Source organism: Listeria welshimeri serovar 6b str. SLCC5334 (genome assembly GCF_000060285.1).
GTDB lineage: Bacteria > Bacillota > Bacilli > Lactobacillales > Listeriaceae > Listeria > Listeria welshimeri.
Genome location: NC_008555.1, coordinates 191,877 through 214,615 on the forward strand (window position 1 = coordinate 191,877; position 22,739 = coordinate 214,615).

The following is a 22,739-nucleotide window of genomic DNA, read 5'->3' on the forward strand; positions in this document are numbered from 1 at the left end:
GAAAAATACGACTAAAAAAGCGTATAATGGAAACATCTGTAGAAATGAATAGAATAGGAGTGTACCTGTATGAGTAACGAGAATCATGAAGAACTAAATGACCAACTCATCGTCCGTCGGGAAAAAGTGGACACATTGCGTGAAGAAGGCATAGATCCTTTTGGTGAAAAATTTATCCGTTCCATCAGCCCAGAAGAAATTGAAACAAAATTCGCTGATAAATCAAAAGAAGAACTTGAGGAAGCTGCTATCGAAGTTTCTGTAGCAGGTCGTATTATGACGAAGCGTGTAAAAGGTAAAGTAGGTTTCACGCATATTCAAGACCGTTTCCATCAATTACAAATCTATATTCGTAAAGACGCTATTGGGGAAGATGCATATGCGATTTTCAAATTAGCTGATTTAGGAGACATTATTGGCATAAAGGGAACTATTTTCCGTACTAATACAGGAGAATTATCAGTAAAAGCGACTGATTTTACTTTACTTTCAAAATCATTACGCCCGCTTCCTGATAAATATCATGGCTTAAAAGACGTAGAACAGCGCTACCGCCAACGCTATTTAGACTTAATTACAAATGAAGAAAGTCAAAATCGTTTTGTTATGCGTAGTAAAATTTTGAAATATACACGTGATTACATGGACAGCCAAGGTTTCTTAGAAGTAGAAACTCCAGTGCTCCATACAATTGCTGGTGGCGCTGCAGCAAAACCATTTATAACGCACCATAATGCACTTGATATGGAACTATACTTACGAATCGCATTGGAACTACATTTGAAACGTCTAATCGTTGGCGGGATGGATAAGGTATATGAGATTGGTCGTGTCTTCCGTAATGAAGGAACGTCCACGCGACATAACCCTGAATTTACAATGTTAGAATCATATGCGGCTTACGAAGACTATGAAGATGTTATGGATTTAGTAGAAGGTTTAGTATCAACTGTTTGTAAACAAGTAAATGGAACAACAGAAATAACATATGGCGAATACAAAGTAGATTTGACTCCGAATTGGCGCCGCGTTCACATGGCAGATGTTGTTAAAGAATACGTAGGTGTAGACTTCTGGAATGTGACTTCCGATGAAGAAGCGCGCGAACTTGCTAAGAAACACGATGTTGCTATAACTGAACACATGACTTATGGTCACATTCTTAACGAGTTTTTCGAAACATACGTAGAAGAAAAACTTATTCAACCTACATTTGTGTATGGTCACCCAGTAGAAATTTCTCCTCTAGCGAAGAAAAACAAAGAGGATGAGCGATTTACTGACCGGTTTGAATTATTCATTGTTGGCCGTGAACACGCTAATGCATTCTCAGAGTTAAATGACCCAATTGATCAAAGAGAACGTTTTGAAGCGCAAATGAAAGAACGTGAACAAGGAAATGATGAAGCGCACGGAATGGATGCGGATTTCCTTGAAGCTTTAGAATATGGTCTGCCTCCAACAGGTGGATTAGGTATAGGTGTAGACCGTCTAGTAATGTTATTAACAGATGCGCCGTCTATCCGTGATATCCTATTATTCCCAACCATGAAACACCGTGACTAACAATCAATCCAGAGCTGTTTTTTACAGTTCTGGATTTTGCTATTTTTTTAGAAAAAAACAAATTTGCCAAAGAGAAACTTTTTCTTAAAATATGCTTGCAATACCAATAAAAACATGATATATTTATAAACGTTCCAGTTAAACAAAGACAAAATGTTCTTTAGGAAATTAAATTTTTTTGAAAAAACATCTTGACTTTAACAATTGGATAGAGTAAGATATAAGAGTTGCTGCTAAACACGGCAACGAAAGAAAAATGACCTTTGAAAACTGAACAAAGAAGAAGACGAAAAGCAATGAGACGTAAAGTCTCACTGGTAATCGCAGGGCAGAAAACAGAAAGCTGTTTTCAACAAAAACAAACTAGTAATTTAATTGCTAGCGAAGTCAATTTGACGCAAGGAATCTTATTCACGGTGTTGAATAAGTATTCAAATTCAATTTATATTTTAAAGAGAGTTTGATCCTGGCTCAGGACGAACGCTGGCGGCGTGCCTAATACATGCAAGTCGAACGAACGGAGGAAGAGCTTGCTCTTCCAAAGTTAGTGGCGGACGGGTGAGTAACACGTGGGCAACCTGCCTGTAAGTTGGGGATAACTCCGGGAAACCGGGGCTAATACCGAATAATAAGTGGTGGCGCATGCCACGGCTTTGAAAGATGGTTTCGGCTATCGCTTACAGATGGGCCCGCGGTGCATTAGCTAGTTGGTAGGGTAATGGCCTACCAAGGCAACGATGCATAGCCGACCTGAGAGGGTGATCGGCCACACTGGGACTGAGACACGGCCCAGACTCCTACGGGAGGCAGCAGTAGGGAATCTTCCGCAATGGACGAAAGTCTGACGGAGCAACGCCGCGTGTATGAAGAAGGTTTTCGGATCGTAAAGTACTGTTGTTAGAGAAGAACAAGGATAAGAGTAACTGCTTGTCCCTTGACGGTATCTAACCAGAAAGCCACGGCTAACTACGTGCCAGCAGCCGCGGTAATACGTAGGTGGCAAGCGTTGTCCGGATTTATTGGGCGTAAAGCGCGCGCAGGCGGTCTTTTAAGTCTGATGTGAAAGCCCCCGGCTTAACCGGGGAGGGTCATTGGAAACTGGAAGACTGGAGTGCAGAAGAGGAGAGTGGAATTCCACGTGTAGCGGTGAAATGCGTAGATATGTGGAGGAACACCAGTGGCGAAGGCGACTCTCTGGTCTGTAACTGACGCTGAGGCGCGAAAGCGTGGGGAGCAAACAGGATTAGATACCCTGGTAGTCCACGCCGTAAACGATGAGTGCTAAGTGTTAGGGGGTTTCCGCCCCTTAGTGCTGCAGCTAACGCATTAAGCACTCCGCCTGGGGAGTACGACCGCAAGGTTGAAACTCAAAGGAATTGACGGGGGCCCGCACAAGCGGTGGAGCATGTGGTTTAATTCGAAGCAACGCGAAGAACCTTACCAGGTCTTGACATCCTTTGACCACTCTGGAGACAGAGCTTTCCCTTCGGGGACAAAGTGACAGGTGGTGCATGGTTGTCGTCAGCTCGTGTCGTGAGATGTTGGGTTAAGTCCCGCAACGAGCGCAACCCTTAATTTTAGTTGCCAGCATTTAGTTGGGCACTCTAAAGTGACTGCCGGTGCAAGCCGGAGGAAGGTGGGGATGACGTCAAATCATCATGCCCCTTATGACCTGGGCTACACACGTGCTACAATGGATGGTACAAAGGGTCGCGAAGCCGCGAGGTGGAGCCAATCCCATAAAACCATTCTCAGTTCGGATTGTAGGCTGCAACTCGCCTACATGAAGCCGGAATCGCTAGTAATCGTGGATCAGCATGCCACGGTGAATACGTTCCCGGGCCTTGTACACACCGCCCGTCACACCACGAGAGTTTGTAACACCCGAAGTCGGTAGGGTAACCTTTATGGAGCCAGCCGCCGAAGGTGGGACAGATAATTGGGGTGAAGTCGTAACAAGGTAGCCGTATCGGAAGGTGCGGCTGGATCACCTCCTTTCTAAGGAAAAGGAAACCTGTGTGTTTTCGTTCTTCTCTGTTTGTTCAGTTTTGAGAGGTTACTACTTCTCTGTATGTTTGTTCTTTGAAAACTAGATAAGAAAGTTAGTAAAGTTAGCATAGATAAGTAATTATTTATGACACAAGTAACCGAGAATCATCTGAAAGTGAATCTTTCATCTAATTGGAAGTATCATCGCTGATACCAACGATTAGAAAAACAACCTTTACTTCGTTGAAGTAAATTGGTTAAGTTAGAAAGGGCGCACGGTGGATGCCTTGGCACTAGGAGCCGAAGAAGGACGGGACTAACACCGATATGCTTTGGGGAGCTGTACGTAAGCGTTGATCCAGAGATTTCCGAATGGGGGAACCCACTATCTTTAGTCGGATAGTATCTTTACGTGAATACATAGCGTGAGGAAGGCAGACCCAGGGAACTGAAACATCTAAGTACCTGGAGGAAGAGAAAGAAAAATCGATTTCCTGAGTAGCGGCGAGCGAAACGGAAAGAGCCCAAACCAAGAAGCTTGCTTCTTGGGGTTGTAGGACACTCTATACGGAGTTACAAAAGAAAGTTATAAATGAAGCGGTCTGGAAAGGCCCGCCAAAGACGGTAACAGCCCGGTAGTTGAAATAGCTTTCCCTCCAGAGTGGATCCTGAGTACGGCGGAACACGTGAAATTCCGTCGGAATCCGGGAGGACCATCTCCCAAGGCTAAATACTCCCTAGTGACCGATAGTGAACCAGTACCGTGAGGGAAAGGTGAAAAGCACCCCGGAAGGGGAGTGAAACAGTTCCTGAAACCGTGTGCCTACAAGTAGTTAGAGCCCGTTAATGGGTGATAGCGTGCCTTTTGTAGAATGAACCGGCGAGTTACGATTTGTTGCAAGGTTAAGCGGAAAAAGCGGAGCCGTAGCGAAAGCGAGTCTGAATAGGGCGCATAAGTAACAGGTCGTAGACCCGAAACCAGGTGATCTACCCATGTCCAGGATGAAGGTAAGGTAATACTTACTGGAGGTCCGAACCCACGCACGTTGAAAAGTGCGGGGATGAGGTGTGGGTAGCGGAGAAATTCCAATCGAACTTGGAGATAGCTGGTTCTCTCCGAAATAGCTTTAGGGCTAGCCTCGAGGTAAAGAGTCATGGAGGTAGAGCACTGTTTGGACTAGGGGCCCTTCTCGGGTTACCGAATTCAGATAAACTCCGAATGCCATGTACTTATACTCGGGAGTCAGACTGCGAGTGATAAGATCCGTAGTCGAAAGGGAAACAGCCCAGACCACCAGTTAAGGTCCCCAAATATATGTTAAGTGGAAAAGGATGTGGGGTTGCTTAGACAACCAGGATGTTGGCTTAGAAGCAGCCACCATTGAAAGAGTGCGTAATAGCTCACTGGTCGAGTGACCCCGCGCCGAAAATGTACCGGGGCTAAACATATTACCGAAACTGTGGATGAACCTCTTTGGAGGTTCGTGGTAGGAGAGCGTTCTAAGGGCGGTGAAGTCAGACCGGAAGGACTGGTGGAGCGCTTAGAAGTGAGAATGCCGGTATGAGTAGCGAAAGAAGGGTGAGAATCCCTTCCACCGAATATCTAAGGTTTCCTGAGGAAGGCTCGTCCGCTCAGGGTTAGTCGGGACCTAAGCCGAGGCCGATAGGCGTAGGCGATGGACAACAGGTAGAGATTCCTGTACCAGTGCTAATTGTTTAACCGATGGGGTGACACAGAAGGATAGGGAATCGCACGAATGGAAATGTGCGTCCAAGCAGTGAGTGTGAGAAGTAGGCAAATCCGCTTCTCGCGAAGCATGAGCTGTGATGGGGAAGGAAATAAAGTACGGAAGTTCCTGATTTCACGCTGTCAAGAAAAGCCTCTAGGAAGAGTAGTACTGCCCGTACCGCAAACCGACACAGGTAGATGAGGAGAGAATCCTAAGGTGAGCGAGAGAACTCTCGTTAAGGAACTCGGCAAAATGACCCCGTAACTTCGGGAGAAGGGGTGCTCTATTAGGGTGCAAGCCCGAGAGAGCCGCAGTGAATAGGCCCAGGCGACTGTTTAGCAAAAACACAGGTCTCTGCAAAACCGTAAGGTGACGTATAGGGGCTGACGCCTGCCCGGTGCTGGAAGGTTAAGAGGAGTGCTTAGCTTCGGCGAAGGTACGAATTGAAGCCCCAGTAAACGGCGGCCGTAACTATAACGGTCCTAAGGTAGCGAAATTCCTTGTCGGGTAAGTTCCGACCCGCACGAAAGGCGCAACGATCTGGGCACTGTCTCAACGAGAGACTCGGTGAAATTATAGTACCTGTGAAGATGCAGGTTACCCGCGACAGGACGGAAAGACCCCGTGGAGCTTTACTGCAACCTGATATGGAATGTTTGTACCGCTTGTACAGGATAGGTAGGAGCCGAAGAGACGTGTGCGCTAGCATACGAGGAGGCAATGGTGGGATACTACCCTGGCTGTATGACCATTCTAACCCGCCACGCTTAGCGCGTGGGGAGACAGTGTCAGGTGGGCAGTTTGACTGGGGCGGTCGCCTCCTAAAGAGTAACGGAGGCGCCCAAAGGTTCCCTCAGAATGGATGGAAATCATTCGCAGAGTGTAAAGGCACAAGGGAGCTTGACTGCGAGACTGACAAGTCGAGCAGGGACGAAAGTCGGGCTTAGTGATCCGGTGGTTCCGCATGGAAGGGCCATCGCTCAACGGATAAAAGCTACCCCGGGGATAACAGGCTTATCTCCCCCAAGAGTCCACATCGACGGGGAGGTTTGGCACCTCGATGTCGGCTCGTCGCATCCTGGGGCTGTAGTCGGTCCCAAGGGTTGGGCTGTTCGCCCATTAAAGCGGCACGCGAGCTGGGTTCAGAACGTCGTGAGACAGTTCGGTCCCTATCCGTCGCGGGCGCAGGAAATTTGAGAGGAGCTGTCCTTAGTACGAGAGGACCGGGATGGACACACCGCTGGTGTACCAGTTGTTCCGCCAGGAGCATCGCTGGGTAGCTATGTGTGGCAGGGATAAACGCTGAAAGCATCTAAGCGTGAAGCCCCCCTCAAGATGAGATTTCCCATTTCTTCGGAAAGTAAGATCCCTGAAAGATGATCAGGTAGATAGGTTTGGAGTGGAAGTGTAGCGATACATGGAGCGGACAAATACTAATCGATCGAGGACTTAACCAAAAAATGAAACGAAGTTACCTAACTGAACCCTTTCTTCTCTAGTTTTGAGAGAGCAATCTTTCAACAACTGTATATTGTCTGGTAGTTATGGCGAGAAGGTCACACCCGTTCCCATCCCGAACACGGTAGTTAAGCTTCTCTGCGCCAATGGTAGTTGGGGGTTTCCCCCTGCGAGAGTAGGTCGCTGCCGGGCAGTATTTCTGGAGGTTTAGCTCAGCTGGGAGAGCATCTGCCTTACAAGCAGAGGGTCAGCGGTTCGATCCCGTTAACCTCCATTTTTTATGCCGGCTTAGCTCAGTTGGTAGAGCAACTGATTTGTAATCAGTAGGTCGCGAGTTCGACTCTTGCAGCCGGCACCATTAATATTAACTTTATAATAATACATATTTTTATTGTAGAGAGCCGTTAGCTCAGTTGGTAGAGCATCTGACTTTTAATCAGAGGGTCGCTGGTTCGAACCCAGCACGGCTCACTTTTGCGGGTGTGGCGGAATTGGCAGACGCACCAGATTTAGGATCTGGCGCCGCGAGGCGTGGGGGTTCAAGTCCCTTCACCCGCACTTATTATAAAATATGCGGAAGTAGTTCAGTGGTAGAACATCACCTTGCCAAGGTGGGGGTCGCGGGTTCGAACCCCGTCTTCCGCTTGTTTTCAAAAGTTCCAATATGCCGGGGTGGCGGAACTGGCAGACGCACAGGACTTAAAATCCTGCGGATAGTGATATCCGTACCGGTTCGATTCCGGTCCTCGGCATTATTTTTATATGCGCCCATAGCTCAACTGGATAGAGTACTTGACTACGAATCAAGCGGTTAGAGGTTCGACTCCTCTTGGGCGCACTTTATTAAACGGGAAGTAGCTCAGCTTGGTAGAGCACTTGGTTTGGGACCAAGGGGTCGCAGGTTCGAATCCTGTCTTCCCGATTGTTTCATCTTTTATAATGGGGCCTTAGCTCAGCTGGGAGAGCGCCTGCTTTGCACGCAGGAGGTCAGCGGTTCGATCCCGCTAGGCTCCACCAATTATTTTTTTGAAAATGTATTGACATTATCAAAAAAATAGAGTAAGATATAAGAGTTGCTGCTAAACACGGCAACGAAAGAAAAATGACCTTTGAAAACTGAACAAAGAAGAAGACGAAAAGCAATGAGACGTAAAGTCTCACTGGTAATCGCAGGGCAGAAAACAGAAAGCTGTTTTCAACAAAAACAAACTAGTAATTTAATTGCTAGCGAAGTCAATTTGACGCAAGGAATCTTATTCACGGTGTTGAATAAGTATTCAAATTCAATTTATATTTTAAAGAGAGTTTGATCCTGGCTCAGGACGAACGCTGGCGGCGTGCCTAATACATGCAAGTCGAACGAACGGAGGAAGAGCTTGCTCTTCCAAAGTTAGTGGCGGACGGGTGAGTAACACGTGGGCAACCTGCCTGTAAGTTGGGGATAACTCCGGGAAACCGGGGCTAATACCGAATAATAAGTGGTGGCGCATGCCACGGCTTTGAAAGATGGTTTCGGCTATCGCTTACAGATGGGCCCGCGGTGCATTAGCTAGTTGGTAGGGTAATGGCCTACCAAGGCAACGATGCATAGCCGACCTGAGAGGGTGATCGGCCACACTGGGACTGAGACACGGCCCAGACTCCTACGGGAGGCAGCAGTAGGGAATCTTCCGCAATGGACGAAAGTCTGACGGAGCAACGCCGCGTGTATGAAGAAGGTTTTCGGATCGTAAAGTACTGTTGTTAGAGAAGAACAAGGATAAGAGTAACTGCTTGTCCCTTGACGGTATCTAACCAGAAAGCCACGGCTAACTACGTGCCAGCAGCCGCGGTAATACGTAGGTGGCAAGCGTTGTCCGGATTTATTGGGCGTAAAGCGCGCGCAGGCGGTCTTTTAAGTCTGATGTGAAAGCCCCCGGCTTAACCGGGGAGGGTCATTGGAAACTGGAAGACTGGAGTGCAGAAGAGGAGAGTGGAATTCCACGTGTAGCGGTGAAATGCGTAGATATGTGGAGGAACACCAGTGGCGAAGGCGACTCTCTGGTCTGTAACTGACGCTGAGGCGCGAAAGCGTGGGGAGCAAACAGGATTAGATACCCTGGTAGTCCACGCCGTAAACGATGAGTGCTAAGTGTTAGGGGGTTTCCGCCCCTTAGTGCTGCAGCTAACGCATTAAGCACTCCGCCTGGGGAGTACGACCGCAAGGTTGAAACTCAAAGGAATTGACGGGGGCCCGCACAAGCGGTGGAGCATGTGGTTTAATTCGAAGCAACGCGAAGAACCTTACCAGGTCTTGACATCCTTTGACCACTCTGGAGACAGAGCTTTCCCTTCGGGGACAAAGTGACAGGTGGTGCATGGTTGTCGTCAGCTCGTGTCGTGAGATGTTGGGTTAAGTCCCGCAACGAGCGCAACCCTTAATTTTAGTTGCCAGCATTTAGTTGGGCACTCTAAAGTGACTGCCGGTGCAAGCCGGAGGAAGGTGGGGATGACGTCAAATCATCATGCCCCTTATGACCTGGGCTACACACGTGCTACAATGGATGGTACAAAGGGTCGCGAAGCCGCGAGGTGGAGCCAATCCCATAAAACCATTCTCAGTTCGGATTGTAGGCTGCAACTCGCCTACATGAAGCCGGAATCGCTAGTAATCGTGGATCAGCATGCCACGGTGAATACGTTCCCGGGCCTTGTACACACCGCCCGTCACACCACGAGAGTTTGTAACACCCGAAGTCGGTAGGGTAACCTTTATGGAGCCAGCCGCCGAAGGTGGGACAGATAATTGGGGTGAAGTCGTAACAAGGTAGCCGTATCGGAAGGTGCGGCTGGATCACCTCCTTTCTAAGGAAAAGGAAACCTGTGTGTTTTCGTTCTTCTCTGTTTGTTCAGTTTTGAGAGGTTACTACTTCTCTGTATGTTTGTTCTTTGAAAACTAGATAAGAAAGTTAGTAAAGTTAGCATAGATAAGTAATTATTTATGACACAAGTAACCGAGAATCATCTGAAAGTGAATCTTTCATCTAATTGGAAGTATCATCGCTGATACCAACGATTAGAAAAACAACCTTTACTTCGTTGAAGTAAATTGGTTAAGTTAGAAAGGGCGCACGGTGGATGCCTTGGCACTAGGAGCCGAAGAAGGACGGGACTAACACCGATATGCTTTGGGGAGCTGTACGTAAGCGTTGATCCAGAGATTTCCGAATGGGGGAACCCACTATCTTTAGTCGGATAGTATCTTTACGTGAATACATAGCGTGAGGAAGGCAGACCCAGGGAACTGAAACATCTAAGTACCTGGAGGAAGAGAAAGAAAAATCGATTTCCTGAGTAGCGGCGAGCGAAACGGAAAGAGCCCAAACCAAGAAGCTTGCTTCTTGGGGTTGTAGGACACTCTATACGGAGTTACAAAAGAAAGTTATAAATGAAGCGGTCTGGAAAGGCCCGCCAAAGACGGTAACAGCCCGGTAGTTGAAATAGCTTTCCCTCCAGAGTGGATCCTGAGTACGGCGGAACACGTGAAATTCCGTCGGAATCCGGGAGGACCATCTCCCAAGGCTAAATACTCCCTAGTGACCGATAGTGAACCAGTACCGTGAGGGAAAGGTGAAAAGCACCCCGGAAGGGGAGTGAAACAGTTCCTGAAACCGTGTGCCTACAAGTAGTTAGAGCCCGTTAATGGGTGATAGCGTGCCTTTTGTAGAATGAACCGGCGAGTTACGATTTGTTGCAAGGTTAAGCGGAAAAAGCGGAGCCGTAGCGAAAGCGAGTCTGAATAGGGCGCATAAGTAACAGGTCGTAGACCCGAAACCAGGTGATCTACCCATGTCCAGGATGAAGGTAAGGTAATACTTACTGGAGGTCCGAACCCACGCACGTTGAAAAGTGCGGGGATGAGGTGTGGGTAGCGGAGAAATTCCAATCGAACTTGGAGATAGCTGGTTCTCTCCGAAATAGCTTTAGGGCTAGCCTCGAGGTAAAGAGTCATGGAGGTAGAGCACTGTTTGGACTAGGGGCCCTTCTCGGGTTACCGAATTCAGATAAACTCCGAATGCCATGTACTTATACTCGGGAGTCAGACTGCGAGTGATAAGATCCGTAGTCGAAAGGGAAACAGCCCAGACCACCAGTTAAGGTCCCCAAATATATGTTAAGTGGAAAAGGATGTGGGGTTGCTTAGACAACCAGGATGTTGGCTTAGAAGCAGCCACCATTGAAAGAGTGCGTAATAGCTCACTGGTCGAGTGACCCCGCGCCGAAAATGTACCGGGGCTAAACATATTACCGAAACTGTGGATGAACCTCTTTGGAGGTTCGTGGTAGGAGAGCGTTCTAAGGGCGGTGAAGTCAGACCGGAAGGACTGGTGGAGCGCTTAGAAGTGAGAATGCCGGTATGAGTAGCGAAAGAAGGGTGAGAATCCCTTCCACCGAATATCTAAGGTTTCCTGAGGAAGGCTCGTCCGCTCAGGGTTAGTCGGGACCTAAGCCGAGGCCGATAGGCGTAGGCGATGGACAACAGGTAGAGATTCCTGTACCAGTGCTAATTGTTTAACCGATGGGGTGACACAGAAGGATAGGGAATCGCACGAATGGAAATGTGCGTCCAAGCAGTGAGTGTGAGAAGTAGGCAAATCCGCTTCTCGCGAAGCATGAGCTGTGATGGGGAAGGAAATAAAGTACGGAAGTTCCTGATTTCACGCTGTCAAGAAAAGCCTCTAGGAAGAGTAGTACTGCCCGTACCGCAAACCGACACAGGTAGATGAGGAGAGAATCCTAAGGTGAGCGAGAGAACTCTCGTTAAGGAACTCGGCAAAATGACCCCGTAACTTCGGGAGAAGGGGTGCTCTATTAGGGTGCAAGCCCGAGAGAGCCGCAGTGAATAGGCCCAGGCGACTGTTTAGCAAAAACACAGGTCTCTGCAAAACCGTAAGGTGACGTATAGGGGCTGACGCCTGCCCGGTGCTGGAAGGTTAAGAGGAGTGCTTAGCTTCGGCGAAGGTACGAATTGAAGCCCCAGTAAACGGCGGCCGTAACTATAACGGTCCTAAGGTAGCGAAATTCCTTGTCGGGTAAGTTCCGACCCGCACGAAAGGCGCAACGATCTGGGCACTGTCTCAACGAGAGACTCGGTGAAATTATAGTACCTGTGAAGATGCAGGTTACCCGCGACAGGACGGAAAGACCCCGTGGAGCTTTACTGCAACCTGATATGGAATGTTTGTACCGCTTGTACAGGATAGGTAGGAGCCGAAGAGACGTGTGCGCTAGCATACGAGGAGGCAATGGTGGGATACTACCCTGGCTGTATGACCATTCTAACCCGCCACGCTTAGCGCGTGGGGAGACAGTGTCAGGTGGGCAGTTTGACTGGGGCGGTCGCCTCCTAAAGAGTAACGGAGGCGCCCAAAGGTTCCCTCAGAATGGATGGAAATCATTCGCAGAGTGTAAAGGCACAAGGGAGCTTGACTGCGAGACTGACAAGTCGAGCAGGGACGAAAGTCGGGCTTAGTGATCCGGTGGTTCCGCATGGAAGGGCCATCGCTCAACGGATAAAAGCTACCCCGGGGATAACAGGCTTATCTCCCCCAAGAGTCCACATCGACGGGGAGGTTTGGCACCTCGATGTCGGCTCGTCGCATCCTGGGGCTGTAGTCGGTCCCAAGGGTTGGGCTGTTCGCCCATTAAAGCGGCACGCGAGCTGGGTTCAGAACGTCGTGAGACAGTTCGGTCCCTATCCGTCGCGGGCGCAGGAAATTTGAGAGGAGCTGTCCTTAGTACGAGAGGACCGGGATGGACACACCGCTGGTGTACCAGTTGTTCCGCCAGGAGCATCGCTGGGTAGCTATGTGTGGCAGGGATAAACGCTGAAAGCATCTAAGCGTGAAGCCCCCCTCAAGATGAGATTTCCCATTTCTTCGGAAAGTAAGATCCCTGAAAGATGATCAGGTAGATAGGTTTGGAGTGGAAGTGTAGCGATACATGGAGCGGACAAATACTAATCGATCGAGGACTTAACCAAAAAATGAAACGAAGTTACCTAACTGAACCCTTTCTTCTCTAGTTTTGAGAGAGCAATCTTTCAACAACTGTATATTGTCTGGTAGTTATGGCGAGAAGGTCACACCCGTTCCCATCCCGAACACGGTAGTTAAGCTTCTCTGCGCCAATGGTAGTTGGGGGTTTCCCCCTGCGAGAGTAGGTCGCTGCCGGGCAATTTGAAAAGTCCTAATTTTTTAGGGCTTTTTTTGTTATAAAAAGATAAATAAATTGCTAATAGGTGTGTATATCTAGTATAATTAAAGTCAAAAATAGTCAAAGTCAGTGATTTGGAAAATACAGAAAGGAGATTCCTTATAATGAAAAATATTTCTGATATTATAGAAGCTTATTTAAAGCAAGTGTTGGAGTCTAGTGAAGCTGTTGAAATTAAAAGAAGTGAAATCGCGGATAAGTTTGAATGTGTACCTTCTCAAATTAATTATGTAATCAATACTAGATTTACTATGGAACGTGGATATATTGTTGAAAGTAAACGTGGTGGTGGCGGATATATTCGGATTATCAAAGTGAAAATGAATGATAAACTTCAATTACTTGAAGCTATTATATCAATGGTTCATGATAAAAAGGTTTCTCAATCTTTTTCTGAAGATGTTATATTAAGGTTGCTTGAAGAAGAGGTTATAACAAAGAAAGAAGCAAGGCTGATGGTTGCTGCACTTGATCGTGAAGTTTTGATTTTACCTTTGCCAGATAGAGATATTTTGCGTAGTAGGATACTGGAAGCAATGTTAGTTGCTTTGAAATATGATTAGGGTGTGATAGCTATGATTTGTCAAAAGTGTGGGAAAAATAAGGCGGATATTGCGCTTCAACAATTAAATGAAGCTGGGAAAGTGGAATCATTATATTTGTGTGAGAATTGTGCTACTGAGGAGGCACTTGCTTCGGAAAAGGATCTTGTTAAAGCAATGGACACTTTTAGTGAGGTTGCTCTAGATTTTTTGACATTATTACAAAAAGAAGAATCTGCACAAAAATCAGTTGTGTGCAAAAATTGTAATTTAACTTTTGAAGAGTTTTTACAGACTAATCGAGTTGGTTGCTCAGAGTGTTATTCAGCTTTTGAGGAGCGATTGGTTCCGATTATCGGTCGCGTACAAAATGGTTATACAAAGCATGTTGGAAAAGTTCCAGCAGAAATTGAACGTGCTGAAAGTGTTGAGGATGAAATAATTCATCTTCAAGATAAGTTAGAACAATTAATTAAAAATGAAGAATTTGAGGAAGCTGCAGTCATTCGTGATGAAATAAGAGCTTTAAAAGCTGGAGGTGATTCAAAATGAATGTATTTGAACCTCGGCTTAGTTCTTGGTTAGTAAATTCTGGTGATGACGATGATGTGGTCCTAAGTTCACGTATTCGACTTGCTAGAAATTTAAAAGATGAGCGTTTTCCCATTTATGAACAAAAAGAAGCAATTGTAGATAATATTGCAGAGGTTTTTGACGAGAATTTTACTTTATTTAAAATGAATCAGATTTCTGTATTGCAGAAGGCACTTTTGGTGGAGAAGCATTTAATTAGCCCGTATATGATGAAAAAAAGTAAATACGGAGCTGTTCTTTTAAATGAAGAAGAAAATGTTAGTATTATGTTAAATGAAGAAGATCATTTGCGAATACAGTGTATGACGCCGGGGTTGAGGTTGTTCGATGCATTGGAAGCGGCTCTCCAAATTGATGGGCATGTGGAAGAAAAGTTGACCTATGCTTTTGATAAACAGTTTGGGTATTTAACAAGTTGTGTGACGAATATTGGGACAGGATTGCGTGCTTCTGTGATGGTGCATCTACCTGGGCTTGTTACAACGAAAAGAATAAAAAGTGTCATAGAAGCGATTAGGAGCCTGGGTTTTGTGGTAAGAGGTATATACGGGGAAGGTAGCATGCCCGCAAGTAGTATTTTTCAGGTTTCAAATCAAGTAACTCTAGGTAAAACTGAAACTGAAATTGTTGAAGATTTAACGCAAGTAATGGAACAAATCATTATGCAAGAACGTGTGGCAAGAACTACATTGAAGCAAAAGTTTCATATTGCGTTGGAAGATAGAGTTTTTAGATCCTATGGTTTATTGATGAATTGTCGTATTATTTCTATGCAGGAAGCAGCAGATGCTATTTCTGATATTAGACTTGGTGTAGAATTAGGCTTTTTCGAGCATATTTCTCGCCAAAAAATGAATGAATTGGTACTATTCTCGCAACCAGCTTTTTTGAGAAAAGAAGCAGGACGAGATATGGATGAATTAGAAGAGAAAGTAATAAGGGCCAAAGTGATTCGCGAGATTTTGGGCGATAAATAATGAGGCTTACGATAAGGAGGAAACAACAATGATGTTTGGACGATTTACGCAAAGAGCTCAGAAAGTACTCGCGTTGTCACAAGAAGAGGCGATGCGTTTGAATCATAGTAATTTAGGGACGGAACACATCCTATTAGGTCTAGTTAGAGAAGGCGAAGGAATTGCGGCGAAAGCTCTTTATGAACTGGGAATTAGTTCTGAAAAAGTGCAACAAGAGGTGGAAGGATTAATTGGTCATGGGGAAAAAGCTGTGACAACCATTCAATATACACCGCGAGCAAAAAAAGTAATTGAACTATCTATGGATGAGGCTCGAAAATTAGGGCATACTTATGTTGGTACAGAACATATTTTACTTGGGCTTATTCGCGAAGGTGAAGGAGTTGCGGCTCGAGTTTTAAGCAACCTTGGTATTAGCTTGAATAAAGCGCGTCAGCAAGTTTTACAGCTTCTAGGTGGCGGAGATGCAACTGGTGCTGGCCGACAAACAAATACACAAGCAACACCGACTTTGGATAGTTTGGCTCGAGATTTAACGGTTATTGCTCGGGAAGATAATTTGGACCCGGTAATTGGTCGCTCTAAAGAAATTCAACGTGTGATTGAGGTGCTTAGTCGCCGGACGAAAAACAATCCAGTTCTTATTGGGGAACCAGGTGTTGGTAAAACAGCAATTGCAGAAGGCTTAGCGCAACAAATTGTTCGCAATGAAGTGCCTGAGACCTTGCGAGGAAAACGTGTAATGACACTTGATATGGGTACTGTTGTTGCTGGTACAAAATATCGTGGTGAATTTGAAGACCGTTTGAAAAAAGTAATGGATGAAATTCGTCAAGCTGGGAATGTAATTCTATTTATTGATGAACTCCATACTTTAATTGGCGCTGGTGGAGCGGAAGGTGCAATTGATGCTTCGAATATCTTAAAACCACCTCTAGCTCGTGGTGAATTACAATGTATTGGTGCAACAACACTCGATGAATACCGTAAATACATTGAAAAAGACGCTGCACTTGAAAGACGTTTCCAACCTATTAAAGTAGACGAACCAACTGTGGAAGAATCGATTCAAATTTTACATGGTTTGCGTGATCGTTATGAAGCGCATCACCGGGTTGCGATTACGGATGAAGCGCTAGAAGCTGCAGTTCGTTTATCAGACCGCTATATTTCAGACCGTTTCTTACCTGATAAAGCAATTGATGTTATTGATGAATCTGGTTCAAAAGTTCGTTTGAAATCTTTTACAACACCAAAAAATGTAAAAGAAATGGAGAACAATTTAACAGATTTGAAAAAAGAAAAAGATGCGGCTGTGCAAGGACAAGAGTTTGAAAAAGCAGCGGCATTGCGAGATAAAGAACATAAACTCAAAAAATCATTAGAAGAAACTAAAGCTAATTGGCAAGAAAAGCAAGGACTTGATCATAGCGAAGTAACGGAAGATATTGTTGCGGAAGTAGTTGCAAGTTGGACTGGTATCCCAGTTGCAAAACTTGCAGAAACAGAAACAAATAAACTTCTTAATATGGAAAAACTTTTACATGAACGTGTTATTGGACAAGATGCAGCCGTTAAAGCGGTATCTCTAGCAGTACGACGAGCTCGTGCTGGGCTTAAAGATCCAAAACGTCCAATTGGTTCCTTTATTTTCTTAGGTCCTACAGGTGTTGGTAAAACGGAACTTGCGCGCGCGCTTGCTGAGTCTATGTTTGGGGATGAGGATTCGATGATTCGGATTGATATGTCCGAATACATGGAAAAATTCTCAACTGCTCGTTTAGTTGGAGCGCCTCCTGGTTATGTTGGTTATGAAGAAGGCGGCCAATTGACAGAAAAAGTTCGTCAAAAACCATATTCTGTAGTGCTGCTTGATGAAATTGAAAAAGCACATCCAGATGTATTTAATATGTTGCTACAAGTGCTTGATGATGGTCGTTTAACTGATTCTAAAGGTCGTGTGGTTGATTTTAGAAATACAGTTATTATCATGACTTCTAATATCGGTGCTCAAGAAATGAAACAAGATAAATCAATGGGCTTTAACGTGATTGATCCGCTTAAAGATCATAAGGCAATGGAACATCGCGTTTTACAAGATTTAAAACAAGCTTTCCGACCGGAATTTATCAACCGGATTGACGAAACAATTGTATTCCATTCCCTACAAGAAAAAGAATTGAAACAAATTGTTACGCTTCTTACTTCTCAATTAACAAAACGTCTTGCTGAACGTGATATCCATGTGAAATTGACTGAAGGTGCGAAAGCTAAGATTGCTAAAGATGGCTATGATCCTGAATACGGGGCGCGTCCTTTGAAACGAGCTATTCAAAAAGAAGTAGAAGATATGCTTTCTGAAGAGTTACTTCGTGGAAACATAAAAGTAGGCGACAACGTAGAAATTGGAGTAAAAGAAGGAAAATTAGAAGTTAGAAAAAAAGCTACGCCTAAAAAGAAAGCGGCTCCCAAAAAAGTGAAATCTAAATAAATAATGAACCTTCCTTAATAATTTTTAAGGGAGGTTTTTCTATGGATAAGTCTTAAAATACTAGATTAGCGCTGAAAAAACGAATTTGGCGAAAAGGCTTAACGCGAACAGATGATCTGTGGTAAAATGAAACATATGTATGGAGGGATGTAGAAATGGCTAAGGCAAAAAGGACGACCAAATTTGTATGTCAGGCATGTGGATATGAATCGCCAAAATGGATGGGTAAATGTCCGAATTGCAACGAGTGGAATCAGATGGTGGAAGCATTAGAACCATCGAAAAAATCGCGCTCAGCTTTTAATCATACAGGAGAACCATCAAAAGCAACACCGATTACTCAAATTGCGAGTGAAGAAGAGGCAAGAGTAGAGACAAATATGCCTGAATTAAATAGAGTTTTGGGTGGCGGTGTGGTTCCTGGTTCCATGGTTCTTGTTGGTGGAGATCCAGGTATTGGTAAATCAACGCTTTTACTTCAAGTGTCAGCACAACTTACACTTACTAATAAAAAAGTTCTCTATATTTCTGGGGAAGAATCAATTAAGCAAACAAAACTTCGAGCAGAACGTTTACAAGTTTCAGGTGATAATTTGTATGTTTATGCAGAAACAAATTTAGAAGCGGTTCAAGAAACAATTGATTTTGTAAAGCCTGATTTTGTAGTAATTGATTCTATTCAAACAGTTTATCATCCAGATGTAACGAGCGCTGCGGGAAGCGTGTCGCAAGTTAGAGAATGTACAGCAGCTTTAATGCGAATTGCTAAAATGCAAAATATCGCTATTTTTATTGTTGGTCATGTGACGAAGGAAGGTGCAATTGCAGGTCCTCGTTTACTTGAGCATATGGTAGATACAGTGCTTTATTTTGAAGGAGAGCGTCATCATGCATACCGAATTTTACGCGCAGTGAAAAACCGTTTTGGCTCAACAAATGAAATGGGGATTTTTGAAATGCGTGATATTGGTCTTGTAGAAGTTGCCAATCCATCGGAGGTTTTCTTAGAGGAGCGTTTAGAAGGAGCTTCGGGTTCAACCGTTGTAGCTTCAATGGAAGGAACGCGACCAGTGTTAGTAGAAATTCAAGCACTTGTATCGCCAACTATGTTTGGAAATGCGAAAAGAATGGCCACCGGGATTGATTATAACAAGGTATCATTGATTATGGCTGTTTTAGAAAAAAGAGTAGGACTCATGTTACAAAACCAAGATGCATATTTGAAAGCGGCTGGTGGGGTTAAGTTAGACGAACCGGCAGTTGATTTAGCAGTTGCTGTTAGCGTAGCTTCCAGTTATCGTGATAAGCCGACGAGGAGTACGGATTGTTTTATTGGTGAGCTTGGTTTAACAGGAGAAATTAGACGTGTGGCAAGAATTGAGCAACGTGTACAAGAAGCCGCAAAACTTGGCTTTAAACGAATTTTTATTCCAAAAAATAATGAAGGTACTTGGAAAATACCAAAAGACGTGCAAGTGGTTGGTGTGGAAACGATTGGAGAAGCATTGAAGAAGGCTTTACCAGATTGAAAATAAATACTTTAATGATTCCATGAGTACTATTTGCGGTATAGTCTTTTAATAGTGTAAAATAGTGCTATATGTATAGTTGGTAATAGTGCGATTATATATATGAATACAAGAATGGAAAGGGGGAAACTAAATGCTTACATGGGTAATTCGAGTGTGTTTTTTAATTCTTGGTGGGACAACGGGAGTCTTTTCACTACCAGCACTTTGGGTGAAGCTGGGAATTGGACACATTCTGCTAATTAATAATCCTTATACCGATGCTCTGATTGGTGCACTTATATTTTATCTTATTACTTTTTGGGCGGTGAAATATGTAGAAGCCGCACTTAATTGGTTAGAGGAAAAATTAGCTAAAATTGCTATTGGAACTCTTATTTACGGAGGGCTAGGTTTATTTGTTGGATTAGTAATTGCGTTTTTTGCGAGCAATGCTTTAAGTCAAACAAATATTCCGCTTTTAAATTCAGTAGTACCAGTTATTTTAACACTAGTGCTGGGTTATTTAGGGTTCCGTATTGGGATCAGTCGTCGAAGTGAATTTGGGAATTTTGTCAACAATAGAAATGCGAAGAAGAAAACCGCAGAAGAAGAACAAACCGAGGAGAAATCTAAGAAAACCTATAAAATTTTGGATACGAGTGTTATTATTGATGGTCGTATTGCAGATATTTTAGCTACTGGATTTTTAGATGGAACGGTTGTCATTCCATTATTTGTGCTGGCTGAACTTCAGCATATCGCGGACTCATCAGACACGCTTAAACGAACAAGAGGTCGACGCGGATTAGATATATTAAATCGGATTCAAAAAGAAGACTCTATTCAAGTGGAAATGTATGAAGGTGATTTTGAGGATACACCAGAAGTTGATAGTAAACTGGTAAAACTTGCTAAAGTAATGGGCGGGATTGTCGTAACAAATGATTACAATTTAAACAAAGTATGTGAGTTCCAAAATGTACCAGTTTTAAACATTAATGATTTAGCTAATGCGGTAAAACCGGTTGTTTTACCTGGTGAAAAAATGACTGTTCTTATGGTGAAAGATGGTAAAGAACATAATCAAGGTGTTGCATATTTAGATGATGGCACAATGATTGTTGTAGAAGATGGGCGCAAATTTATTAATGAGACCATTCAAGTCGAGGTAACTAGTGTGCTTCAAACATCAGCAGGAAGAATGATTTTTGCTAAACCATCCTGAATAAAAGGAGTAAAAGGGCATGAATTATGAGCTGATTTTTTTAGCGGCAGGACAAGGTAAACGAATGAATGCGCAAAAAAATAAAATGTGGCTAGATCTAGTTGGAGAACCTATTTTCATTCATGCTTTACGTCCTTTTCTAGCCGATAACCGTTGTTCAAAAGTGATAGTTGTATGCCAAGAAACAGAACGAAAACATGTAGAAAAATTAATGCAGCAGTTACATGTCGCAAAAAACCGCATAGAAATTGTTAAGGGCGGAAAAGAACGTCAAGATAGTGTGGCGGCCGGACTTGGAAGATGTGGCAATGAGTCCGTAGTTTTAGTTCATGATGGAGCTAGACCATTTGTAACGATAGATATCATTGATCGGTTACTAAGCGGTGTGAAAGAAAATAAAGCTGCTATATGTGCTGTAAAAGTGAAAGATACCGTGAAACGGGTTATTGATAATCTTGTTCAAGAGACGGTAGATCGCGAAAACCTTTGGCAGATTCAAACTCCGCAAGCTTTTGAACTGCATATTTTACAAAAAGCACACCAGCTTGCAAAAGAAGAGCAGTTTTTAGGAACAGACGAAGCAAGTTTAGTAGAGCGAATTCCTTGGCCGGTTGCTACTGTTCAAGGAAGCTATTATAATATTAAATTAACGACTCCAGAAGATATGCCGCTTGCTAAGGCGATTTTAGGAGAACTTGGGGAAAATTATTAAAGGAGTGAATAATTGTGAGTGAAACAAAACGAGTACGTGTGCGTTATGCGCCGAGTCCAACTGGTTTTTTGCATATTGGAAATGCACGTACTGCCTTATTTAACTATTTATTTGCAAGACATAATGATGGAGACTTTATTATTCGGATTGAGGATACGGATGCGAAACGTAACGTAGCTGATGGCGAAGAAAGTCAAATGAAAAATTTGAAATGGCTAGGTATGGATTGGGATGAAGGTGTTGATGTTCCTGGAAAATATGGTCCTTATCGTCAATCTGAACGCCAATCTATTTACGAACCGCTTATTCAACAATTATTGGACGAAGGCTTGGCTTACAAATGTTATTGCACGGAAGAAGAATTAGAAGCAGAACGTGAAAAACAAAAAGCTAATAATGAAATGCCTCGTTATAGTGGTAAATGCCGTCATTTAACAAAAGAACAACAAGCTGAAAAAGAAGCGCAAGGTTTTAAACCAAGCATTCGTTTCAAAGTACCAGCTAATGAAACAATTACTTTTAACGATATGGTTAAAGATGATGTTTCTTTTGAATCAAATGGTATTGGTGATTTTGTTATTGCGAAAAAAGACGGAATCCCAACGTACAACTTTGCTGTAGCTGTGGATGATCATTTAATGGAAATTTCGCATGTTCTTCGCGGTGATGATCATATTTCAAATACACCAAAACAAATTTTGATATACAATGCTTTTGGTTGGGAGCCACCAACTTTCGGTCATATGACGCTCATTGTGAATGAAAGTAGACGAAAACTAAGTAAGCGTGACGGTTCGATTATTCAATTTATCGAACAATATCGTGATTTAGGATATTTACCAGAAGCATTATTTAACTTCATTGCGATGCTTGGTTGGTCTCCTGAAGGGGAAGAAGAAATTTTCTCCAAAGAAGAATTTATTAAGATGTTTGATCCAAAACGTTTATCTAAATCACCAGCATTATTTGATAATGTCAAATTGACTTGGGTAAATAACCAATATGTGAAAAAATTACCGCTAAATGATGTAGTGGAGCTTTCCTTACCACATTTACAAAAAGCGGGGGTTGTGTCTGCTGATTTAGATCAAGCGGAACTTGACTGGGTGCACAAATTAGTTTCACTTTATCATGAACAAATGAGTTATGGTGCAGAGATTGTGCCACTTTCTGAGATGTTCTTTGCGGATGCAGAGGCGATTACTTTTGATGAAGAAGAAAAAGCTGTTCTTGCGGAAGATACAGTCCCAACTGTTATTTCGGCCTTCAAAAAAGAGTTAGAAGCACTAGAAGTTCTTGAAGCTGCGGAAGTAAAAGCGGCAATCAAGCGTGTCCAAAAAGAAACGGGAGTAAAAGGCAAAGGATTATTTATGCCAATTCGGATTGTGACTACTGGCGAAATGCATGGTCCTGAATTGCCGCTTGCAATCGAAGTTCTTGGTCGTGAAAAAGTGCTTAATCGTATGGATACATGGTTGAAAAATAATTAATTTTGAATGGAAGCATCTCGGCAATTTGCGGGGTGCTTTTTTATTTTGATATATTTCAGTTGCAACGAATTTTATTGCTGTTATAATAGAACTAAATATATGGAAAAAGTGCCGATGGGAAGAAGTACGGAATTCTAAACTTATAGAGAGAGTCGCCGTGGCTGGAAGCGACTTAGTTGAACACTCCTGAAATGCCTCC

9 protein-coding genes, 9 tRNA genes, 6 rRNA genes and 1 other annotated feature (1 of these 25 only partly in view) are annotated in these 22,739 nt (G+C 43.9%); all 24 genes read left to right on the plus strand.

Translation table 11 applies throughout. From position 1 onward, the window contains the following. Window positions 1-69 precede the first annotated feature (69 nt). Window positions 70-1,566 carry a lysine--tRNA ligase gene (gene lysS, locus LWE_RS00955; protein ID WP_011701056.1) on the plus strand — a complete coding sequence of 499 codons (1,497 nt, stop codon included), beginning with the start codon at window positions 70-72 and terminating at the stop codon, window positions 1,564-1,566. A gap of 448 nt (window positions 1,567-2,014) precedes the next feature. Then, window positions 2,015-3,564 (plus strand): 16S ribosomal RNA (locus tag LWE_RS00960). 246 nt (window positions 3,565-3,810) lie between these two features. Then, window positions 3,811-6,742 (plus strand): 23S ribosomal RNA (locus tag LWE_RS00965). A gap of 77 nt (window positions 6,743-6,819) precedes the next feature. Then, a 5S ribosomal RNA gene (gene rrf, locus LWE_RS00970) occupies window positions 6,820-6,935 on the plus strand. Between the two features lie 9 nt (window positions 6,936-6,944). Beyond that, window positions 6,945-7,017: transfer RNA gene (locus tag LWE_RS00975), tRNA-Val, on the plus strand. 8 nt (window positions 7,018-7,025) lie between these two features. Continuing rightward, window positions 7,026-7,101, plus strand: a tRNA-Thr gene (locus tag LWE_RS00980). 40 nt (window positions 7,102-7,141) lie between these two features. Further along, window positions 7,142-7,214 (plus strand) — tRNA-Lys (locus LWE_RS00985). Between the two features lie 5 nt (window positions 7,215-7,219). Further along, a tRNA-Leu gene (locus LWE_RS00990) sits at window positions 7,220-7,301 on the plus strand. A 15-nt stretch (window positions 7,302-7,316) separates the two neighbouring features. Beyond that, a tRNA-Gly gene (locus LWE_RS00995) sits at window positions 7,317-7,388 on the plus strand. Between the two features lie 21 nt (window positions 7,389-7,409). Continuing rightward, window positions 7,410-7,495: transfer RNA gene (locus LWE_RS01000), tRNA-Leu, on the plus strand. Between the two features lie 12 nt (window positions 7,496-7,507). Beyond that, window positions 7,508-7,581 (plus strand) — tRNA-Arg (locus LWE_RS01005). Between the two features lie 10 nt (window positions 7,582-7,591). Next, window positions 7,592-7,665 (plus strand) — tRNA-Pro (locus LWE_RS01010). A 19-nt stretch (window positions 7,666-7,684) separates the two neighbouring features. Next, window positions 7,685-7,760, plus strand: a tRNA-Ala gene (locus LWE_RS01015). A gap of 277 nt (window positions 7,761-8,037) precedes the next feature. Next, window positions 8,038-9,587, plus strand: a 16S ribosomal RNA gene (locus LWE_RS01020). A 246-nt stretch (window positions 9,588-9,833) separates the two neighbouring features. Continuing rightward, window positions 9,834-12,765: ribosomal RNA gene (locus tag LWE_RS01025) — 23S ribosomal RNA — on the plus strand. A 77-nt stretch (window positions 12,766-12,842) separates the two neighbouring features. Then, window positions 12,843-12,958, plus strand: a 5S ribosomal RNA gene (rrf, locus tag LWE_RS01030). Together the 16S, 23S and 5S rRNA genes with 9 tRNA genes alongside form the textbook arrangement of a ribosomal RNA operon. Before the next feature lie 144 nt (window positions 12,959-13,102). Further along, on the plus strand, window positions 13,103-13,561 hold the full coding sequence (locus LWE_RS01035; RefSeq protein ID WP_003723894.1) for a CtsR family transcriptional regulator: 459 nt from the start codon (window positions 13,103-13,105) through the stop codon (window positions 13,559-13,561). A 12-nt stretch (window positions 13,562-13,573) separates the two neighbouring features. Beyond that, complete coding sequence (locus tag LWE_RS01040) at window positions 13,574-14,092, plus strand: UvrB/UvrC motif-containing protein (protein WP_011701057.1); 519 nt, start codon at window positions 13,574-13,576, stop codon at window positions 14,090-14,092. Continuing rightward, window positions 14,089-15,111 (plus strand): protein arginine kinase, encoded by a 1,023-nt coding sequence (locus tag LWE_RS01045; protein WP_011701058.1) that lies wholly within the window; start codon window positions 14,089-14,091, stop codon window positions 15,109-15,111. Before LWE_RS01040 ends, LWE_RS01045 begins: the two co-directional genes overlap by 4 nt. Window positions 15,112-15,139: 28 nt before the next feature. After that, window positions 15,140-17,602, plus strand: coding sequence for an ATP-dependent Clp protease ATP-binding subunit (locus LWE_RS01050; RefSeq protein ID WP_011701059.1), 2,463 nt, complete (start codon window positions 15,140-15,142; stop codon window positions 17,600-17,602). Window positions 17,603-17,757: 155 nt separating this feature from the next. Further along, window positions 17,758-19,131: a DNA repair protein RadA gene (radA, locus tag LWE_RS01055; RefSeq protein WP_011701060.1), complete on the plus strand. Its 1,374-nt coding sequence runs from the start codon at window positions 17,758-17,760 to the stop codon at window positions 19,129-19,131. A 133-nt stretch (window positions 19,132-19,264) separates the two neighbouring features. Next, window positions 19,265-20,338: a PIN/TRAM domain-containing protein gene (locus LWE_RS01060; RefSeq protein ID WP_011701061.1), complete on the plus strand. Its 1,074-nt coding sequence runs from the start codon at window positions 19,265-19,267 to the stop codon at window positions 20,336-20,338. Between the two features lie 19 nt (window positions 20,339-20,357). Next, window positions 20,358-21,050, plus strand: a complete 693-nt coding sequence (gene ispD / locus LWE_RS01065; RefSeq protein ID WP_011701062.1) for a 2-C-methyl-D-erythritol 4-phosphate cytidylyltransferase — start codon at window positions 20,358-20,360, stop codon at window positions 21,048-21,050. Window positions 21,051-21,064: 14 nt separating this feature from the next. Continuing rightward, complete coding sequence (gene gltX, locus LWE_RS01070) at window positions 21,065-22,540, plus strand: glutamate--tRNA ligase (RefSeq protein WP_011701063.1); 1,476 nt, start codon at window positions 21,065-21,067, stop codon at window positions 22,538-22,540. A 102-nt stretch (window positions 22,541-22,642) separates the two neighbouring features. After that, window positions 22,643-22,739 (plus strand) — a binding site (T-box leader) (it continues 129 nt past the right edge of the window).